A 16,307-nucleotide genomic window follows, 5' to 3' on the forward strand; every position below is an offset into this window, starting at 1 on the left:
CCATTGCTGCTATCGTGCCGACCGCCTCCCGCAGTCCCCCCGAACCCGCCATGCCCGATCGCGCCGCGCCGCTGGTGCTTTACGTCGAAGACGACCGCATCCACCTGATCCTGATGGAGGAGGTGTTCCGGCTGCTGCAGGGCTGGGAGCTGCGCATGGTCGAGACAGGCGCCGAGGCCCTGGCGGCCCTGGCCGAATGCCAGCCGGCGCTGGTGTTGGTCGACATGAACCTGCCCGACATGACCGGCCTGGAGTTGCGCGAACGCGTGGCCGCGGACGCCAGCCTGGCCGCAGCTTTGAGCGCGCGCTGGGTTGCGCTCTCGGCCGACAACCCGGGTGCCCTCGTACGCGCCGCCCGCGCGGCGGGCTTCGACGACTACTGGCTCAAACCCATCGACGTGCCGATCCTTCAGGCCGGCTTGCACAAGCTGCTGGGCTAAGCAGGCCCGACGAGGCTGGGCTTCTGGGCAGGGTCGCGAGATGCCTTTGACGCTGGATGTCGTGACGCACGGTTGATCCCGGGCCCTGATCAGGAATAAAAAAAGCCCGGCAGGACCGGGCTTGTGTTGACGAGGCCGCTTGCGCGGCGCCGCTTCACTTCAGGTGGCTGTTGATCAGCTTGGTCATCTCGAACATGTCGGCCTTGGCCTTGCCGAAGATTTCCTTCAGCTTGGCGTCGGCGTTGATGACACGCTTCTGCAGCTCATCCTGCAGCTTGTTCTTCTTGATGTATTCCCAGACCTTCTTGGTCACATCGGTGCGCGGCAGGGGAGCTGCGCCGACGATGGCCGCAAGAGCGGCGCTGGGGGTGAGGGCCTTCATGAAGGCGGCGTTGGGCGTGCGCTTCTTGGCGGGTGCTGCGGCTTTTTTGGCCGGAGCTGCCTTCTTCGCAGGTGCTGCGGCTTTTTTGGCCGGAGCTGCCTTCTTTGCTGCAGGCGCCTTTGCGGGCGCTGCTGCCTTCTTCGCCGGTGCGGCCTTCTTAGCCGGTGCCGCCGCCTTCTTCGCGGGCGCGGCCTTCTTCGCAGTTGCCATGTCGATTCACTCCATCAAAGGTTGTTGATGTGCCGGGTCCGGGTGAAGGCCGCGTAAGCCTTCAATACTCTCTAGCACCCTGCGGCGGCGATGGTACTGCGCTCCCTAGGGGAAGAGAAGGCTTTCATAGAGGGGATGACCCGCAAAGGCCCATGAAATCGGGCCTTTGAGGCCCTGCTTGTCGCTAGGCCGCATCACTTGGGCCTTCACGGGCCTTGCAGTCAGGCGATGTCGTCGCTGCCGGGCGCGCGCTTCATGCCGCTGAACATGGCGCTGACGAGGTTCTCGCGATGCCGCCAACTCGTCAAAAGGACGCCGCCGAGATGGCCGACCACGAGGGTCGCGATGAGCCAGGCGAGCATCGCGTGCAGGTCCGACAGCCACTCGTAGCCCCACAGCCAGTCGGTCGTGTAGAGCCAGCCACTGAGCGTCAGCAAGGCGGCCGTGGACCACAGCGCCAGCACCATCCATCCACCCAGCGGGTTATGGCCGACGTAGCGCCGCTCGCGCCCGGCGCGCATCGCGCGGGCATAGGCCAGCACCGTGCGCGGCCGGCGCACGAACTGGGCGAGGCGCGCGTAGCCGTGGCCAACGAAGCCCCAGACCAGCCGCAGCATCACGGCCGCGCCCGCGACATAGCCGGCAGTGTGGTGCCAGGCGTCGAAGTGGCTGGGCGGCCAGTGCCCGCTGATCCACGCGGTCGCGACGGCGGCCGCCAGCGTCCAGTGCAGCAGGCGCACAAGGCCGTCCCAGACGCGCACGCGCATGCTGATCTACTTCTTCTCGGCGGGCTGCTCGCCTTCCGGATAGACGCGCTCGAAGGTCTTGGGATTGAAGAAGGCCTCGGCCTTCTTGCCGGCGCCATCGAAGCCGTAAACCTCGTAGCAGCCGTTGTAGTTCTGGACCTTGCGGACCTTCCAGCCTTCGCCTTCGAGTTTTTTCTGGAGTTCCATCTGCGGCTTCTTCTCTTCCTTGGGCACGGCGGGGCAGGAGACGTTGCCGTGAGCGAAGGCGGCGGAGGCGGTGAAAGCGAGGAGAAGGGAGGCGAGGAATTTCATGGTGAGCCTTTCAACGGGAGTTGCCGGGCCAGAGCAGCGCCGGGCCGGCGTCGGCGAGAGTCTTGCAGCCCGAGAGCGCCATGGCGATCTCGAGTTCGTCGCGCAGCAGGCGCAGCGCATGCGCCACGCCCAGCGCACCGCTGGCGGCGAGGGCATGAACGTAGGGGCGGCCGAGCAGCACGGCGTTGGCACCCAGGGCCATGGCCTTGAGCACATCGGTGCCGCGGCGGATGCCGCCGTCGACGAGCAGCGGCACGTCGGGCCCGAGGGCGGCCCGCAGCGGTGGCAGCAGTTCGGCGGTGGGCGGCAGCGTGTCCAGCGTGCGGCCGCCGTGGTTGGAGACGATGAAGCCGGTCACGCCGCGGGCCAGGGCTTCACGCGCATCGTCGGTGTGCGTGACGCCCTTGAGCAGCAGCGGCAGCCGGCTCTCGGCGCGCAGCCAGTCGATCTCACGCCAGGTGGCGGCGCGCGGCATCAGGCCGTCGAAGAGCGCGCTCTGGCCGGGCTGCAGGTTCAGCGGCTTCTTGACGCCGCCGAGGTTCACCGCGCGGATGTCATCGGGCAGCTTGAAGCCGATGCGGCGCTCACGGTCGCGCGCGCCGTGCACGGGTGCATCAACGGTGAGCACCAGGGCCTGGTAGCCGGTGGCTTCGATGCGCTGGAGCAGCGCACGCATGAAGTCGCGGTCGTCACGCCAGTAGAGCTGGAACCACAGCGGGCCGGCACTCGGGTCGGCCAGCATCGGTGCGGCGACCTCTTCCATCGTCACGCTGGCCTGGGCGCTGAGGATGAGGCCGGCCTGCTGCGCCGCGGCGGCGTGGGCGATGGCCAGCTCGCCGTCGGCATGAAAAAGGCGCTGGTAGGCGATGGGCGCCAGCAGGATGGGGTGGCGCAGCTCGCGGCCGAGCAGCGTCACGCGCGTGTGGCCGCCGGAGAGGTCGCGCAGCACGCGGGGCTGCAGCTTGATGGCGTCCCAGGCCGCGCGGTTGGCGCGCAGCGTGATCTCGTCCGCGGCACCGCCGTTCAGGTAGGCCCAGGCTGCGGGATCGACGCGGGTCTGGGCGTGCGATTCGAAATCTGCCAGGTTGGCGAGGCCGTCCGGCAACGACTCGATGCGAGGCGCAGTCACGTGTCGGCCCACATCCGCAAGAGGTTGTGATACGTGCCGGTGAGCTGCACCAGTTCGGGCGTTTCGCCCTGCTCGCCGCGCAGCTTCATCAGGCTCATGTCCATCTCATAGAGCAGGCGGCGCTGTTCGTCGCCACGCACCATGCTCTCGATCCAGAAGAAGCTGGCCAGCCGCTCCCCGCGCGTGACGGGCTCGACGCGGTGCACGCTGCTGCCGGGATAGACGACGAGGTCGCCGGCGGCGAGTTTGACGCGCTGCTCGCCGAAGGCGTGTTCGATGACGAGCTCACCACCGTCGTAGTCGGCCGGTGCGCTGAGGAACAGGGTGCAGGAGATGTCGGTGCGCACGCGCTGCACGCCGCCGGGGAGGTAGCGCACGGCCTGGTCGACATGGCTGCCGTAGGCGTTGCTGGCACCGGCATAGCGGTTGAACAGCGGCGGCAGCACGCGCTTGGGCAGCGTGGCCGAGAAGAACAGCGGGTGCTTCTCCAGCGCCTGCAGCACCAGGGCCTGCAGCTCGCGGTGCTGCTCGCTGCCCGGCTGCAGTTGCTCGTTGTTCTTGACCTGGGCCGCCTGGCGGCCGGCGGTGGCGCGGCCGTCGGCCCAGGGGGCCGCGGCCATCAGTTCGCGGGCCCTCGCCAGGCCGGCCGCATCCAGAACCTGTTCGATCTTGAGCAGCATGGCGGGGCGCGGGCCTTTCGGGGTTAGAACTTGTAGGTGCCCGTCAGCGCGACGACGCGGCCCTTGCCCGGGATGTAGTGGCCCGTGTAGAGGGTGTCGGCGTAGCGCTTGTTGGTCACATTGTCGACGTTGAGGCGGAACAGCAGCTCGTCTTCGATGACGGTGTATTCGGCCATCAGGTTGCCGATGATGAACTTGGGCGCGTAGAAGCCGGGGTTGCGGTTGGGCTGCTGGCCGCTGCGAGCGTTGAAGCCGCCGCCAACGCGCCATTGCGGCGTGATCTTGTAGGTCGTCCACAAGCTGCCGGAGTAGCGCGGCGTCAGCGACGGGCGCGTGCCCTCGCCTTCCGCGCCTTCGGCACCGATGTCGATGATGGCCGTCGGCATCCAGGTGAAGGTGCCGAAGACTTCCCATTCCGGCGTGATGCGGCCGGTGATGTCGACGTCGACGCCCTGGGCGTGGCGCTTGCCGGACAGCACGACCAGATTGCTCAGCGGGTCGGTATTGCGCTCGTGCAGCTTGGTGGCGCGGAAGATGCCGAAACGCGTCGTCAGCCTGCCGTCGGCGCTGTCGTACTGGCCGCCCAACTCGATGTTGACCGACTTCTCGGGCGGGATGTTGGCGTTGGCGGCGCTCAGCGAATAGGTGTCGCCCGAGGTGTTGAACGACGTCGCGCCCATCAGGTGGAAGGACAGCTGGGCGCTCGGCTGGAACAGCACGGCGGCGCGCTTGCTCCACTCCGACACGTTCATCTGGTAGCTGTCGGTCGTTGAGCGAGCGATCTTGTCGTAGCCCGGCGTGCCGGTGGCGTTGTAGCTGTAGTTGAAGTTGTCGTAGTCGCCCTTGAGCTTGTCGTAGCGCAGGCCGGCGAGCAGCTTCCAGTGCGGCGTGAGTGACACCATGTCCTGCACGTAGGCGCCGGCAGAGCGGGAGGTGTACTCGCTCGCCTTCAGAGGCTGGCGGCGCGACTCGTCGATGCCGGCACCATCGTCGGGCGTGCCGGCCAGCGTGCTGGGCTTGGTGAGGCCCAGCGCCGCGTAGAAGGCCGCACGCTGAGCGGCCGTCAAGCCGGGGCTGTCGTTGTAGACCTGCTTCTTCTCCTGCGCGAAGTCCACGCCGGTCATGACATGGTGCTCCATGCCGGCGGCCTTGAACTTGGCGCTCAGGTCGCTCTGCACGGTGATGGTCTGCAGATCCTGGATCTTCAGCTGGGTGCCGCGAGCCAGCACGGTGTTGGGGCCGAAGTTCGCCAGTGACGCGGCAATGCCGCCCGGCTGCAGGGCTGCAGCTGCGAAGCGCACCGTGCCGGCGCGCTGGTCACGCGTGTAGGACGCATAGCGGGCCTTGGTGACCAGCTCGACGTTGGGGCTGAAGCGGTGCGTGTGCGAGCCCATCACGTAGTTGGCCGTGCCCTTGTTGCGGTCGCTTGCCAGCCCGAAGTAGGCGGTTGGTGCCAGCGGCAGCAGCGTCGTGGCGCTGCTCGGAGCGGTCGGCGTGGGCTTGATCCACGGCATGCCGTAGTTCATGCCGTTGTTGTTGTCCAGGGCGTACAGCGTGAGGGCGAACTCGTCGTCTTCGCCAATGCCGGTGCGCACCGAGCCGGCCAGCCCGGCCTTGTTGATCATGTTGCCCGAGCCGTCGTTGTCGGCGCGGTTGACCATGGTGCCGATGCGCCAGGCCGTCGTCTCGCCGCTGCGCTTGTTGAAGTCGCCGGTGACGCGCAGGCCGCCGTGGCTGTAGGCGCCGACGTTGATCTCGTTCTGGTCGGCCAGCACAGCCTGCTTGGTGACCTGGTTGACCGCGCCGCCGCTGGAGCCGCGGCCGAACATCAGCGCACCGGAGCCGCGCAGCAGCTCGACCTTGTCGAGGAAGAAGGTGTCGCGGTCGTAGAAGGCCGGGTCGCGCATGCCGTCGATGAAGATGTCACCGGTGCTCTGCAGCGAGATGCCGTGGATCTTGATGTCTTCCTCGCCGCCTTCGGCCGCCTGGAAGGTGATGCCGGCGGTGTTCTTCAGCACTTCCTTGACGTTGTCGAGGTTGCGGTCGTCGATGAGCTTCTCGGTGACGATGGTCAGGGACTGCGGGATGTCGCGGATGTCCTGCTTGCCCTTGCCGATGCGCGTCTCGGTGGCCTGGTAGCCGTCCTTGCCTTGCGGCTCGGCAGTGGCCTTGGCGCGCACGGTGGGCAGCACGCTTTCTTCCTTGGCGGGCGCTTTCTGTGTGGGCGCGGTCTGGGCCAGGGTGGCCGTGGCCAGGCCGAAGCCGGCGGCCAGCGCGCCCAGGGGTAGCAGCGCCTGCGTCTTCGACTTGTTCGATTTGTTCTTGCGGGACATGGATTTCTCCGAGGGATCGTGTTGAATGGGCATGGCTTTGCCCACGGCGGCGCAAGACGCCGCCCACGGCATGGCTACTCAGGGAAAGGAGGTGGGGTCAGCGGTCGACTTCGTAGGACATCGGCGCGATGACCTCCCACTCGACGGGCTGCCCGTTCTCGGTGTATGGCGCGAAGCGGGCACTGCGCATGTCCTGCAGCGCCTGCTCGTCCAGGCGGGCGAAGCCCGAGGACTTCGCCAGGGTGATCTCACGCGGCTGGCCGCGCACGTCGACGATGACGCGCAGGTGCACGACGCCGGACTCGTGCAGCCGCTTGGACATCAGCGGCACCGTCATGCGCGGCTCCTTCAGATAGCGCACCGCACTGGCGGGGATCTGCTTGATCTGGGGGGCCGGTGGGGGTGTGATTGGAATGACTGGCGTGGGCGCCGTCTGCACCGGAACGACCGCTGGCGGCGGTGGCGGCAGGGCCGCGACTACAGGAGAGGGTGCGGGTGCGGCGGCGACGGCGATCAACGGCGGGTCCACCATCGTTAGCGCCGGCGCCTTCAGCTCCGGCATCGCGACTGGGGGCGGTGGCAATGGCTTGGGCGGTTCGGCCGGTGCCACCAGGCGCACGACGACGGGTGCCAGGCGTGCCACCGTGCGGTGCACATCCTGCACCTGGCTCAGGCCCCACAGCCCCAGCAGATGCAGCGCCGCGATGCCCACCAGCAACAGGCGCCGGCTGCGCGACGGGCGCCCCATCTCGGCAAAGCTGAGCCGCGGTTCCGGCACTCGCAACGGCAGCACCACCGCCGGTCGCGATGGGACGGCGACCGGCGCGGGAAGGGCCGAATTGGAGGCAACAAAGGCGAGGGCGGGCTTCACGAGCGAGACGGGATCGTGTTCGATGAAAAAATCTTAACACGAATGCGAACGATTCCTATTTGATGCGGCGTCGCGATGCTGCAGTCATGCGACACCGCTCTGGCAGTGGCCCGATATGCTCGCGGCCATGACCAAGATCCTCGTTCGTTGGCTGCTGCTCGCTGGCGCCCTGCTGCTGGTGGCTCACCTCTACCCCGGCGTCATCGTCAAGAGCTTCACATCCGCATTGATCGCGGCCTTCGTGCTTGGCTTGCTGAACACGCTGCTGCGGCCCATCCTCGTGCTGCTGACGCTGCCGGTGACGGTGCTCAGCCTGGGCCTCTTCCTCTTCATCATCAACGCGCTGATGTTCTGGATGGCCGCCACGGTGCTGGATGGCCTGGCCGTGACGGGCTTCGCCGCCGCGCTGATCGGCTCGCTGATCTACAGCCTGTGCGGCATGGTCATCGACGTCGTCGTCGAGCGCGTCTTCCCTGGCGACTGAGACGGGGCCCCTCGCCCAGCCTCTCCTTGCTGAACGCCGGCGAGTCCAGTCGGTCCCCCCAGGGGACGGCGATACTTGCCGGATTGACCGGCAAGCACATCGCCATGGCGGGCCGGCTCGGGAGCGGCCCAGCGCTCGGCCCGCAAATTCCGGGTGCCGCAAACGCGAAATGGATCACTGACGCGTCAGCGGCAGACGAAGTCCAGGCTCGCGGCCGCGAAGGCGGCCAGTTCCTCGCGCGCATCGCCGGCGCGGGCGCGCAGTGCCATCGAATGCAGCACCGCCGATGCGAGTTGGGCGCGCATCGCCACATCGGTGCCGGGCGGCAGCTCGCCGTCGGTCACTGCCCGCCGCAGCCGCGCCTCGAAAGCGGTGTTGAAACCGCGCAGCGCATCGCCGAGCTGCTGGCGAATGGCTTCGTCCCGCGGCGCCTCGGTGGCCGCCGTGCCAATCAGCAGGCAACCCCGAGCGGCCTCGTCGGGCGGGTAGTAGAGCTGCAGCGCCAACTCGTAGACGCGCAGCAGGCCATCGCGTAGCGAACGGTCCGCCAACGCCGCGGCGATGGCGGCATTGGATTGCTCGGTATACAGACGCAGCGCCTGCAGATAGAGGGCGTGCTTGTCGCCAAAGGCGCCATAAAGGCTGGGCCGGTTCAGGCCGGTGGCATGGCTCAGATCGTCCAGCGACGTCGCTGCATAGCCGCGCTGCCAGAAGGCCAGCGTGGCCTGCGCGAGCGTGGCCTCGGTGTCGAAGCTGCGCGGCCGCCCGCGAGGGCGCGGGGTTGGCTTGGCCTCATCTTCAGATTTTTGTACCACGGCGCATGAAATTCATTGACGACAATGAATTCTATTCAATACAGTACAAAAACACTGTTGGAGATCTTGATGGAGCTGTTCTTTTCCCCTATGGCCTGTTCGCTGGCGAGCCGCACCGTGCTGTATGAAGTAGGTGCCGATGCGCGCTTCACGCAGGTGGACGGCAAGGCCAAGCGCACGCTGGACGGGCGCGACTACTGGCAGGTCAACCCGATGGGGCAGGTGCCGGCGCTGCGCACCCCGGAGGGCTGGCTGCTGAACGAGAACGCCGCGGTGCTGCAATATCTGGCCGAGGCCTTCCCGGCGGCGGGCCTGCTGCCCGCCGAAGCCGATGCGCGCGCCCGTGTGCGGCAATGGCTGGGCTTCATCGGCACCGAACTGCACAAGGCCGTCTTCGTGCCGCTGCTCGATCCCAAGGCCAGCGCCGACGTGAAGGCCTATTCGATGGACAAGGCGGCGCTGCGCCTGGGCGTCCTGCAAGCTCATCTGCAGCAGCACGAATACCTGGAGGGCAGCTATGGCATCGCCGACATCTACCTCGCCGTCGTATTGAACTGGGCGCCCTATGCCGGCGTGGACTTGGGCGGATGGCCCGCGGTCAAGGTCTATCACCGCCGCATCGGCCAGCGTGAAGCCGTGGCGCGGGCGCTGCGTGAGGAGTTCGCCCTCTATCAAGAAGAGCAACGTCTCCGCGCCGCTTGAAGGTGGGTGCTCTAGGCGCGCGTAGCGCTGCCGCTCCTCCAGCGACTCCCACGGATCCGGCTTTGCCGGTCCGTCGGGAGTGCCCCCTTGAAGGGGGCGGCCGTCAGGCCGTACGGGGTGGTCTCAATTCGGCAGTTCGACGTCCGGCGGGATGTAGCGGCCGCGGTACATCTCGCCCAGGAGCGACTGGCGCTCATAGACCAGGGCGCGCAGCCGGGCGTCGATGACGGAGGCTTCGACCTGGTCGGCATCCGGCCCGCGTGACTGGCGCAGGCCTGAGCGCATGCGGTCGATGGCACCGTTCAAGTCGCCGGCGGCGGCATGCACCTCGGCCTGGGCCCGCACGGCCCGCAGCGGCTGGCCCAGCTTCTGCCAGATCAGTGCGAGCTGGGCCCAGGCCAGGGAGTCCCGCGGCTCCAGGCTGACATGGGTCTGCAGTGCATCCGCGGCCTCGCGCAGGGTCGGCGACCCCGGGCCGGCCGCCAGCGCCAGGCCCACGCGCTGCATCAGCATGGGGCGGGATTTCTCGCCTGACAGCGTGTCCAGCGCGGCGGTGCCCTCCATCGGGCGGCCGCGGGCCTGCGCGAGCTCGGCACGCAGATAGGTCAGTTGCCGCCTGGCGGCCACCGTCTCGGCGGGGCTGGGGTTGACGAGCTGCAACGTCACCTCCGCACTGCGCAGCGTGGCCTCTGCGCGGTCGAAGTTGCGCAGCTTGATGGACGCCAGCGCCGCGGCATAGCGCGCCCCGAGCTGTTCGTAGCCGCCGCTCTCGCGGATGTTGCGGGCGCCGGCGTCGTAGTTCTCCAGTACCTTCCAGGCCTCGACGCGGGGGTCCATCAGCACTCGCGAACGCGCTGCCATCAGCGCATGCTCGGCGAGGCCCCGCGGGCGCGCGAACGGTTCGAGGGCCAGGCGCGTGCGTGCGTCGCCGATGCGCTCACTCGTCAGCGGATGGGAGCGCAGGTACGGGAAGGCGCCGTTGTCCATCAGGTGATAAGCCTGCTCCATGCGCTCGAACATGCTGACCATGCCGCTGCCCGCGAAACCGGCCTCGACAAGCACGTTGAAGCCGACGCGGTCGGCCTCGCGCTCCATGTCGCGCGAGAAGTTCAGCGACAACTGCGTGGCCGCCGCCTGGCCGCCGACGATGCCGGCATTGGCCAGGTCGATGTTGCCGCGCGACGCGGCCAGCACGCCCAGCAGCAGGCCCGCGATGGCGACCATGCTGTTCTTGGAGTCACCGGCAATGCGGCGTGCGATGTGGCGCTGCGTCACGTGCGAGATCTCGTGCGCCAGCACCGAGGCCAGTTCGTCGCGTGACACCGTCATCGCGATGAGCCCCAGGTGGGTACCAACGAAGCCGCCCGGCAGCGCAAAGGCGTTGACGCTCTTGTCCTCGACGAGGAAGCTTTCCCAGGCGAAGCGGGTCTGGATGTCTTCGCCGATATGGCCGAGTTTGCGCGACGCGGCCACCAGCGGCTCGAAGATGCCGGCCATGTACTCCTGCAGGATGGGGTCCTGCACGCACGCGGGGTCGATGCGGATCATGCGCATGTAGCGCTCGCCGAGCTGCCGCTCGGCCACGACATCGAGATCCTGCGAGACCGAGTCACCCAGGGCGGGCAGGTTGACCTGGGCCCGGATCGGGCTGGTGGTGATGAGGCAGGCGGCCGCAAGCAGGGTCAGCAGGGCGCGGGAGGCGGGTGACTTCTTCATCGAACAGAGACTCCGGCCGGCGGGAGCCGGCTGTCTATGATGCCTGCAACTCGGTTTCCTGAATGTTTCTTGGTATGTCGACCCCGCTGACTCACTTCGACGCCCAGGGCCAGGCCCATATGGTGGACGTGTCGGCCAAGGMCGAGACCCACCGTGTCGCCGTCGCCGCAGGCGAGATTCGCATGCAGCCGGCGACCTTTGCATTGATCGCCAGCGGCACGGCCAAGAAGGGCGATGTGCTGGGCGTGGCACGCATCGCGGCGATCCAGGGCGCAAAGCGCTGCGCCGACCTTGTGCCACTGTGTCACCCGCTGCCGATCACTCGCGTTGCGGTGGACTTCGATCTGGACGAAGCCGGCGGCCGCGTGCTGTGCCGCGCCCAGGTCGAGACGCTGGGCCGCACCGGCGTCGAGATGGAGGCGCTGTGCGCCGTGCAGGTCGGCCTGCTGACCATCTACGACATGTGCAAGGCCGCGGACCGCGGCATGGTCATCGGCAACGTGCGGGTGCTGCAGAAGCAGGGCGGCAAGAGCGGCGACTGGAGTGCCGCCGAATCAGCGTAGCGCTCGCCAGGGGACGACGCCGGATGCCGGTTGGCATTGCGGCATGGCGGCGGCTGAGGCGGCGATCTCGCAGTTGGCGAACCAGTTGTCCCCGGTCGGATTGCGGAACTCGCGCAGGCGGTCGGCGAGGAAGCGCGCGCCTTCCTGGTCACCGGTCTTGTCCAGCGATTGCGACCAGTGCATCAGCAACCGCGCGTCGATCAGATTGAAGGCCGTGCGGCGCGCAGCCTCCAGCGCGAGCGGCCCAGGGGGTTGGCTGGTGGCGGCCGCGTAGTCGGCCTGGTGGCTGAAGAACAGCGAGCGCTGGCCGTTCGCGATGCGTTCGTTCAGCGGCATCGCGTCCTCGCTCGGCGTGTAGATGGCAACGACGCGCTGGTAGTCCCACACTGCGAAGGCGCTGCCGGCGATCAGCAGCGCACCGATGACTTGCCAGGTTGTTGCCGACGCGGGCGCGGCGTCGGCCTCCGCCGGCAGCGCCAGGCCTAGGGCGAAGCAGGCCGGCAGCAGGAAGTAGGCGTACCAGAGCGGGTACTCCAGCAGGCTGTGCAGCGCGATGGTCAGCACGATCATCAGCGCAGCGCGGCGTAGAGGGGCATCTTCGCCCGCGCGTGCCGCGCCGCGCCAGGCCTTGCACAGCGCCCAGCCGAGCAGGCCGAGCACGGCGCCGGCCCAAGGCAGGCCCATTTCGACGGCCAGCTGTGAGGGTAGGTTGTGTGTGTGGTCGAAGAAGGCGATGGGCCGGGTCGGAAAGGGCGTCAGGCTCCACGCGAAATTGAATTCACCCCAGCCGACGCCGAAGAGCGGGTTGGCGACAGTCAGCGCCCAGGCGTCGCGCAGGATGGCCAGCCGTGCCGGTGAACCGGCACCCTCGGACAGGCGCGAGGCCGCACCGAAGGTGTGTCCTTCAGCCGACCACAGCGAGAGCAGCCACCAGCTGATGCCGAGCATCAACGGAGTCGCGATGAGACACAGACGCGCTGCGCGCGAGAGCTTGCGGTCGGCCAAGCCCCAGAGGGCCAGCATCGCGATGCCGATGAAACCGGTGCGCGAGGCGCCCATCACGACGGTGAACACGAAGGCGAACAGCAGTGGCGGCAGCGCGGCGCGCCAGTTGCGCTTCTCGGTCAAGAAGACGCTGGCGACGGCCGCCCACATCATCAGGCTGGCGAGGTGGTTGGGCTGACGCAGATTGCTGACCGCGCGGCCCGGCACGCCCGAGCGGGCAATGACGCTGCCATCAGCCCAGTCGGGCATGAAGACTTGCACGAGGCTGATGGCCACGCTGACGAGCCCGGCCACCAGCACGCCCCAGCAGAGCGCTTCAGCGGCGCGGCCGCGTTGGTCGCGGGGCAAGCCTTGGGCCACCAGCAGCACGGCCAGCCCGGCGCCAATGATGGCGGTGGCGCTCAGGCCAAGAGACGCAGGCAAACCGCGCCAGACCACCGAGCACATCGGAGCGGCGAGCAGCAGGGCCAGGGCGACGGCTGCGGGGCTCGTCAGGCCTGCGCGCCAGCCTGGCGTGGACCGGGCCCACAACAGCAGCACCAGGCCCCAGCCAGAGAGGGCGAGCAACTGGTTGTAGAGGGTGGCCGCGGGCGTCTGGTTGAACGCCAACAGCGGCGGTAGGGCGGCGGCCAGAACTAGGCTGAGGGGCGCGGAGTCAGCGGAAGCAGGCGACGACATGGCAGAGATAGGTGTCACGCACGTAGGCGACGCTTTAAGGAGACTGGGTATTGGACTGGGCCCGAGCGCGTGGCAGCCCAGGCGAGAGGGGCGTATTTTGGATGCGCGCGAAGCCCTTACAGCCACCCGTCGAGCCAGAAGCGGGGGTTGTTCGGTTCCGACGCTGGCGATGCAGGCCGCTGCCCCAGCGTGGGCCGCGGCATTTCATATTCCCTGATGGTCGAGTATGAAAACAGCAGCTGAACTATCAGAAGTACCAACAGGATGAGCCTCGGTGCCATGGGTTTTTCGGGCTGCTCTACGGCGTTGCGTGCTGACGCGGCAGCCGGAGCCTTGGCAAACAGGGCGATCGCGATGCATATCCAAACCTGTGATACGGGCATCACAAAATTGCCGGAGAAAAACCCGTCAATGGCCAACGCCAAAACGCCCGCGGTCGCCGAAACAGCCATCGCGGTGATTCCGCTTTTCGCGGCTTGTTGGCGTCGAATGCCTTCCCATAGCAAGCGCAGTAACCAATAGAATATCAGCAATGCGATCGGCAATCCGTATTCTGCAAGAATCTGAAAGTACATATTATGGGGATGCGCGGCGCGCAGATTGATATATTCTGAAAAATGCATCGGGCCAACACCCAGCAACGGCGAACTCATCAGTTGATCGATGGCAATCTTCCACAGAAATATGCGCGAATGATCGCTGACCAGGTCGTTGGCTGTGTGCGGCGCGGTCATCGCCGCGGCGTTAAGTTGGAGCGGTACTGCGTAGAAAACGCAAAAATAAAGAATCGACGCCGCCGTCAATGAAATCAGGCCGCACTTCAGGTAAGCGCCGGCTCGTTGGCGGAAAATAACTGCAACCCCCAGCGCGCTCAACACCAATGCGACGCTGCTCGCCCGCGATGCCAGGCCAATGAGGATAGCGATGCTGAAGGTAGCGGCGACCCAGCCGAAACGTCTGAGTTTGAGGGAATGGTTCCTGTCGCTCGCGATGCCAATCAAGAGGGGAACTGCGGGAGTCTGGGCGTGATTCAGGAAACGAGGATTATCGAATCCCGGAACCATCAGCCAAAAATTACCCACACCGCCATTGAGAGCGCTGGCACTCCAGGCTAGCAAAAAAAAGATCTCGTAGACGAGCCACGACAAGACGATGGCAAGGAGAATCTTTTCTGTCCCCATTTCCTTTCGAAGGGCGCCAATGGCAAGCGTCAAGAAGAACAGTGAAAAGACGAGCGAAAGCTCTCTGAAGGCGGCGGCGGGCTGATGAGCATGAAGAGCGGAAAGCAGCATCAGTGCTACCAAGACGCCGACCGTTGTGACGTTCTCCCGTGCCCATGGCGCGTGTTCGCCCAAAAGCAGATAGATCGTGGCGAGCAAGAATAGTGGGATTTGCGCCAACCTTGCCAAGTCATGAGCGGAGGCGCTGAATGCCGAATAAAACGGCATCATGCAGATAAACATCAGCAAGCCGCCGCCAAACGAAACTGCAGTCAGTTTGGTGTCCCAACTTTTTCTATACATGGCAGGACTGGAAATCTTAGGAAGTGGCTCTACAAATGCGATATGCGCCTGCTTCGCAGGCGCAACGTCGAAATTCCTGAAGCCAGTGATGTTCTGAAGCGCCGCAAGCCATTGGGTAAAGATTGACGAATCACCCCGCAGAAAATAAAAAAGGGGCGCTAGGCCCCTTTTTATTGAACAACGCTAGATCAAGTGTTGTTCTTCTGGATCGCTGCCACGAGCACCGGAGCGGTCACGGTCGTGGTGGCAGTCCACACGACGCTAGAAGTGCCCAGGCTCGGCGTGAACGTGATGGTCTTGGCGCCCAAGTCGTTGCCAACCTTGGTTGCAGCATTGAAAGTCAGTGCGATCACGCCATTGCCGGTGATCGTCAGCGAGGCGACCTCGGCGGTCGGCGTGAAGCTGTAAGCGCTCAGCACGCCGGTTGTATTGCACGTCGAGAGGCCACCCTCTTCCTGTGCGCACAGGGCCACGGCAGCCTTCGCGGTGTCGGCCGACGACAGCGCGTTGCCAGCCTTGGCCTTGGCGGTGTAGTCCTTATATTGCGGAATCGCGACCGCAGCCAGGATGCCGATGATGGCCACGACGATCATCAGTTCGATCAGGGTGAAGCCTTGTTGGGCGCGTGCTTTCAGGTTCATGTCAGTACTCCAGCGAGTGTGAGTGGTGGGAGGAGGGCACACCCCCTGAATGCAGGGGCCGTGCCAGCTTTTTCGGGCCCTCAAACTGTGCGAAAGCGCACGGCTGAGGTGGTTGAGTCGCCAGATCTGACAAAAAACGTCACTTCGAGCTGACGCGTTCTGTCATTGCAGCGTGGCGGGCCGAGAAACGTCAGGCGAAAAAATGGCGCCGCAGGGCGCCAGACTCGATCGCAAGGCGGGCTCAAAGTTCCATTTCCTGGCCGGCCTGCAGCGCGCTGATCCGATGGGGACTGTTCAAGGCCTGCACGCCTTGCATGACGGCTTCGACCTCGCCGGGCTTGATGTGGGTGATGCGCACGTCGACGCTGCCGGCCAGATGGGTCAATTCGCGGCCCAGCTCCGCCGGATGAAGATGCTGGCTGACGTGGGCCACCTCGGCCTCGTCGTCGCTGAAGGCCGTCTCGATGACGAGATGGGACAGGCGCAGGTCGGCCAGGCGCCGCCACAGGGCCGGGTTGGGGCCGGTATCGCCGGTGAAAACCCAGTGCGCGTGGCCGCTCGCGGTGCCGGCATCGACGGCGAAACCGACGGCCGGCACGGTGTGGGCTGCCGGCAGCACTTCGATGAGGCGGCCGCCCAGGTCGACGCGGTCGCCGATCTGGAAGGGGTGCAGGCTCAGCACCGGCGCCTCGCGGCTGGGCAGGACGGTGAAATCGGGCCAGATCACGCCATTGAAGATGTGCTGGCGCAGGGCGGCCAACGTCTCGGGCAGGCCGTGGACCTGGATGGGCGGACGGCCCGCCGCGGCGCGCAGGCGCAGCACCGCATCAGCCAGCAACGGAATGCCGAGCACATGATCCAGATGGGAGTGGCTGAGCAGGATGTGGTCGACCGCGGCCAGCGCATCCAGCGGCAGGTCACCCACGCCGGTGCCGGCGTCGATGAGGACATCGTCGTCCAGCAGGAAGGCAGTGGTCTTGTAGCCGGCGGCAATGGCGCCGGAGCAGCCCAGGACGCGGATGTTCATGCGGTGCGTGGCTCGGAATGGGTGGCTCGCATCAGGCGAGGCCGAGCCAA

At 66.4% G+C, this 16,307-nt stretch carries 17 protein-coding genes; 4 read left to right on the forward strand and 13 right to left on the reverse strand.

Going from position 1 to position 16,307, the window contains the following annotated elements:
• Positions 1–50: 50 nt before the first annotated feature.
• Complete coding sequence (locus tag ACXJKJ_RS02145; protein ID WP_056191414.1) at positions 51–440, forward strand: response regulator; 390 nt, start codon at positions 51–53, stop codon at positions 438–440.
• A gap of 154 nt (positions 441–594) precedes the next feature.
• Here the strand turns inward: ACXJKJ_RS02145 and ACXJKJ_RS02150 are convergent, their stop codons facing one another.
• From ACXJKJ_RS02150 to ACXJKJ_RS02180, 7 genes are all read right to left on the reverse strand, one after another.
• Positions 595–1,032 (reverse strand): SWIB/MDM2 domain-containing protein, encoded by a 438-nt coding sequence (locus tag ACXJKJ_RS02150; protein ID WP_056191416.1) that lies wholly within the window; start codon positions 1,030–1,032, stop codon positions 595–597.
• Between the two features lie 221 nt (positions 1,033–1,253).
• Entirely contained in the window at positions 1,254–1,799 is a 546-nt protein-coding gene (locus ACXJKJ_RS02155; RefSeq protein WP_457388886.1) for a cytochrome b/b6 domain-containing protein, read from the reverse strand.
• Between the two features lie 6 nt (positions 1,800–1,805).
• Positions 1,806–2,090, reverse strand: coding sequence for a PepSY domain-containing protein (locus ACXJKJ_RS02160; protein WP_056191418.1), 285 nt, complete (start codon positions 2,088–2,090; stop codon positions 1,806–1,808).
• Between the two features lie 10 nt (positions 2,091–2,100).
• Positions 2,101–3,219 (reverse strand): alpha-hydroxy acid oxidase, encoded by a 1,119-nt coding sequence (locus ACXJKJ_RS02165; RefSeq protein ID WP_457388888.1) that lies wholly within the window; start codon positions 3,217–3,219, stop codon positions 2,101–2,103.
• The gene (locus ACXJKJ_RS02170; RefSeq protein WP_457388890.1) at positions 3,216–3,899 is read right to left on the reverse strand and encodes a Fe2+-dependent dioxygenase; all 684 of its coding nucleotides are present in this window, start codon (positions 3,897–3,899) and stop codon (positions 3,216–3,218) included. Before ACXJKJ_RS02170 ends, ACXJKJ_RS02165 begins: the two co-directional genes overlap by 4 nt.
• Before the next feature lie 23 nt (positions 3,900–3,922).
• Positions 3,923–6,232 (reverse strand): TonB-dependent receptor, encoded by a 2,310-nt coding sequence (locus tag ACXJKJ_RS02175; protein WP_457388892.1) that lies wholly within the window; start codon positions 6,230–6,232, stop codon positions 3,923–3,925.
• A 97-nt stretch (positions 6,233–6,329) separates the two neighbouring features.
• On the reverse strand, positions 6,330–7,103 hold the full coding sequence (locus ACXJKJ_RS02180; protein WP_457388894.1) for an energy transducer TonB: 774 nt from the start codon (positions 7,101–7,103) through the stop codon (positions 6,330–6,332).
• A 127-nt stretch (positions 7,104–7,230) separates the two neighbouring features.
• On the opposite strand from ACXJKJ_RS02180, the gene ACXJKJ_RS02185 reads away from it, so the two are divergent.
• The gene (locus tag ACXJKJ_RS02185) at positions 7,231–7,587 is read left to right on the forward strand and encodes a phage holin family protein (protein ID WP_235531772.1); all 357 of its coding nucleotides are present in this window, start codon (positions 7,231–7,233) and stop codon (positions 7,585–7,587) included.
• A gap of 185 nt (positions 7,588–7,772) precedes the next feature.
• Here the strand turns inward: ACXJKJ_RS02185 and ACXJKJ_RS02190 are convergent, their stop codons facing one another.
• Positions 7,773–8,402, reverse strand: a complete 630-nt coding sequence (locus ACXJKJ_RS02190; protein ID WP_457388895.1) for a TetR/AcrR family transcriptional regulator — start codon at positions 8,400–8,402, stop codon at positions 7,773–7,775.
• A gap of 69 nt (positions 8,403–8,471) precedes the next feature.
• On the opposite strand from ACXJKJ_RS02190, the gene ACXJKJ_RS02195 reads away from it, so the two are divergent.
• Positions 8,472–9,104, forward strand: coding sequence for a glutathione binding-like protein (locus ACXJKJ_RS02195; protein WP_457388897.1), 633 nt, complete (start codon positions 8,472–8,474; stop codon positions 9,102–9,104).
• Between the two features lie 123 nt (positions 9,105–9,227).
• Here the strand turns inward: ACXJKJ_RS02195 and ACXJKJ_RS02200 are convergent, their stop codons facing one another.
• Positions 9,228–10,820, reverse strand: a complete 1,593-nt coding sequence (locus ACXJKJ_RS02200) for a M48 family metalloprotease (RefSeq protein ID WP_457388899.1) — start codon at positions 10,818–10,820, stop codon at positions 9,228–9,230.
• 74 nt (positions 10,821–10,894) lie between these two features.
• Here ACXJKJ_RS02200 and moaC point away from each other — a divergent pair, with 74 nt between their 5' ends.
• The gene (gene moaC, locus ACXJKJ_RS02205) at positions 10,895–11,383 is read left to right on the forward strand and encodes a cyclic pyranopterin monophosphate synthase MoaC (RefSeq protein ID WP_457388901.1); all 489 of its coding nucleotides are present in this window, start codon (positions 10,895–10,897) and stop codon (positions 11,381–11,383) included.
• Here the strand turns inward: moaC and ACXJKJ_RS02210 are convergent.
• The 4 genes from ACXJKJ_RS02210 to ACXJKJ_RS02225 all read right to left on the reverse strand — a co-directional run bounded on the left by ACXJKJ_RS02210 (position 11,375) and on the right by ACXJKJ_RS02225 (position 16,257).
• Complete coding sequence (locus ACXJKJ_RS02210) at positions 11,375–12,997, reverse strand: Wzy polymerase domain-containing protein (RefSeq protein WP_457388903.1); 1,623 nt, start codon at positions 12,995–12,997, stop codon at positions 11,375–11,377. The genes moaC and ACXJKJ_RS02210 overlap by 9 nt on opposite strands.
• A 185-nt stretch (positions 12,998–13,182) precedes the next feature.
• Positions 13,183–14,589 (reverse strand): O-antigen ligase family protein, encoded by a 1,407-nt coding sequence (locus ACXJKJ_RS02215; RefSeq protein WP_457388905.1) that lies wholly within the window; start codon positions 14,587–14,589, stop codon positions 13,183–13,185.
• Between the two features lie 188 nt (positions 14,590–14,777).
• Positions 14,778–15,230 carry a pilin gene (locus tag ACXJKJ_RS02220; protein WP_457388907.1) on the reverse strand — a complete coding sequence of 151 codons (453 nt, stop codon included), beginning with the start codon at positions 15,228–15,230 and terminating at the stop codon, positions 14,778–14,780.
• 241 nt (positions 15,231–15,471) lie between these two features.
• Positions 15,472–16,257 (reverse strand): MBL fold metallo-hydrolase, encoded by a 786-nt coding sequence (locus ACXJKJ_RS02225; protein WP_056191456.1) that lies wholly within the window; start codon positions 16,255–16,257, stop codon positions 15,472–15,474.
• Positions 16,258–16,307: the final 50 nt, after the last annotated feature.

Source organism: Roseateles sp. P5_E1, from assembly GCF_054049335.1.